This window comes from Paenibacillus chartarius (genome assembly GCF_042432825.1).
Taxonomy (GTDB): Bacteria; Bacillota; Bacilli; order Paenibacillales; family NBRC-103111; genus Gordoniibacillus; species Gordoniibacillus chartarius.
Window position 1 is genome coordinate 1 of sequence record NZ_JBHLWN010000055.1, and the last position, 3,037, is coordinate 3,037.

The 3,037-nt window shown below is 42.4% G+C and carries 2 protein-coding genes; both read left to right on the top strand.

Features of this window, described 5'->3' with window-relative positions:
* The first annotated feature begins 1,237 nt into the window (after positions 1-1,237).
* On the top strand, positions 1,238-1,684 hold the full coding sequence (locus ACFFK0_RS14100; protein WP_377470886.1) for a hypothetical protein: 447 nt from the start codon (positions 1,238-1,240) through the stop codon (positions 1,682-1,684).
* Positions 1,685-1,700: 16 nt separating this feature from the next.
* Positions 1,701-2,861 (top strand): hypothetical protein, encoded by a 1,161-nt coding sequence (locus tag ACFFK0_RS14105; protein WP_377470887.1) that lies wholly within the window; start codon positions 1,701-1,703, stop codon positions 2,859-2,861.
* Positions 2,862-3,037 lie beyond the last annotated feature (176 nt).

Consider the following 3,037-nt stretch of genomic DNA (forward strand, 5'->3'; position numbering starts at 1 on the left):
AAGGGGTTGAGCGGTGTGGAGATGTGGGGGTGGGGCTATACGACTTTATTTTCGGTGCATATAGTACAGGGTTTTGTTAGGTTGGGGATAGGGAAAAACCTTCCTTAGTCGCAATTTCGAAGAGAACAATTTGATTGTCGATGCTTTTTAAATGCAGTTTCATCGTGAAGAATTGACATTATCACCAATCTCCGACAGCCAAGCGGCTGTCTTGTTTTTTACTACACGGTATTGTTAAGATTATCGTTAATTGAGGGGGTTGATAGAAGTGAACTCGGAACGAATAGTACGTGAAATAAACTTATTGAAACAGTCGGTTGTTAACATCCAGTTTCGTCTTGATAAGCTTGATAGAAAACAATCGATAGCAGATCAGTCACCTAAAGCACGTAGAGGCATTAAACGAAAACAAGCTTCGAACAATCCTTCGAAGCGATATGAAACGAAACTCAATAATGACAATTGGTTTGCTGACCTCCATGAAATGAACAAACGTGCACTTGATTTGCTCCGATATCAATGATCATACTGACAAAAAGCCAGTTCGGTATCATCTCCCGATCTGGCTCATTTTTTCTTCCCGCAAGGCGGGAAGCGGCTCCTATGCCCTTGAGCATGGAGCCTTTTTTGTTGCAATCTTCCAAAAGCAGTTATATTGCGACAGAGGTCTATCTACAATATCGAAAACGGGAAGCGTGGCTTCGCATAACGGGGTGGATTCTAAGCTCACCTCTTTTCTCCGAAAAGTCGGCTCGCTAAGAACCACCATGCTTCGTTGCGTTCGGCGGCAGCCGACCGTTCGCCCTACGGGACTCACTACGAAACGAAGCCCGTTTTGCTCGCCCCGCTTGGGGAAAAGCTGTTGCCCATTGTCATGGGCAAGCGTTTCTGCCGAAACGCAAAAACATTGTTGACCATCTACCGATGGTCAAGCGGCTCTTATCGAGCCGCAAAAGCCTGTTGCCTCATCTGGCGACGAGCCAAGCATCTCTGCGAGACGAAAACCATATCGACCATCTACGATGGTCTCACAATGTCGCCGCCGCGAACAATCATTCTGCAAGAGGAGGTGCTATCATCTATGGCGAGGCGAAGTAAGCCCTACATCACGCAATTCTTTAACCGAGACCGCTTAGCTTTTACCGCAATGTTCAAGACGGGTCATGTTAGCCTCGAACATTTGCGATCATGCGGATTAGTAGATTCGCGTATTAAAAATCTGATGAGGGATGGACATATGGAAAAGGTAGCATACAAGAAGAGTGGGAAAACCGAGGAATGCTATAAGCTCACAAAAAGCGGGCGTGAAACTGCCGCCCGCTTCTGGGGATTGAGTTTTGCATACCATGCTCAGAGTCCAATTCACGACTTGGCGATAGCTGAAAAATATTTTAGCTTGTCGCAGGAATTACGAGAAAGTTGGAAAACAGAAACTCAAATTCGGAACGAGTTTGAAGAGCAAATTTCCAACATGCGAAAAGAAGGGAACGAAGCAGAAGCCAAATTGTACGAGGACATGCTTAATAAAAAACTAATTTCGATGCCAGATGGCATATATACGGACAGCACAGGAACAGAAGTGGCCTATGAAGTCCTCACAAATTCTTACGGAATTGAGGAGCTAATGTCCAAAGAAACGTATATTAGCATTGTTGGCTACCGATACGAAACAATCAGGGTTTAAGAGGAGGTGATGGTTCATGGGGATTTCAAATGCCAACAAGCAAGCGATTTGCGAAAAATACAGAACTTATCTTGAAATCATTTACACTTTCGGCAACAAGGTCATGATGATGAAACAGCTACACCAATATGCAGAATTGCTGGGCATTGCAAGAAGTTTCTCGGCGTTTTACTGTTCCATTATAGAACTTATTGATGCTGAGATTTTAAGAAAAGAGTCGTTTGCGGCTTTCGGCAAGAAAACTCAGCTCCATATGCTTGTAATGCGGAAATTCGGCATTCGTTATATTGAAGAAAAGCATGACAGCTACAGCGTTGCGTCTGTTCCGAAAGCACAGGGAAACGAACGGATCCTGGTCAGCATCTTTAAGAATCAATATATACTGAATAAAATTGTTCCCATAATCCAAAGAACCTCGAAAGAAGTCACACTTGAGACAATCAATCAAAAATTAGAGCGTCACCACAGCACAATCCTCTATAACAAAAACCAAGGTCTATCCTTCTTATTGAAAATGCGGGACGAAGCAACGCTCCAAGATCATCTGGATATGGTGTCAATCAATCAAGATATCGAAAGAATGAAGGCAATCAAGCAAAAAATGGAGGAAGGATTGCGAAGGGGAGCAGAGGTGTCAAACGGAAAAGGGAAAGGAAAAAGTCGAGTTCAACCTTCTTCAGCCTCAGAAATAGATGATGTTGAGAATATCGCCGATAAGAATAGGGGACTAAACAAAGACGAAAAGATCACTAATTACACGATAGACACAATGCTTGCCTTTAATGCATATATGGCACAGATCAGATTCGATGAAGGTCAAATTAAGATTGCGGTATTGGTTTTTGACATCCATAACAGGTCAAACATATATAAAATAGGAACGCACATTGCATGCATGTATCATTTGTTCCGCCATTATTTCAAGAGCAAGCTTGAGTTGACGGTCGGCATCGTTTCAATTGATGAGTTCGCTTCAAATCACTTAAAAATGCAAGCTGAATCAGCGGTAATTGATTTTATTTCAAAAGAGAAGAAAGGTACGAGACTGTCTTCACTTTTGAAGAGCTGGATGATTGACGAAGCAATGCAAGGTCAGATCAAGGTTCATTTTGTAGATTATAATATCACTAATGACTATTTGGATGGTATTAAGCATGCCAATCTTCTCAGGCGGTAGTTGCCGATTGACCTGCATTCCGAGTTGAAATATAATTTGAAAACAACTAACTCCACCAATCAATATGAAGGGTGCAATGTCATGAAACAGATAAAAAATATATTCGCATACAACCTAATTAGGGCTTGCTGAACAAGATTCGTTCCATTTACACCCAACGTAAGTCTCTAAACCCA

Coding starts and splice junctions, on each gene's coding strand:
- ACFFK0_RS14100 (WP_377470886.1), top strand. CDS start 1,238: ATGGAAAAGGTAGCATACAAGAAGAGTGGGAAAACCGAGGAATGCTAT.
- ACFFK0_RS14105 (WP_377470887.1), top strand. CDS start 1,701: ATGGGGATTTCAAATGCCAACAAGCAAGCGATTTGCGAAAAATACAGA.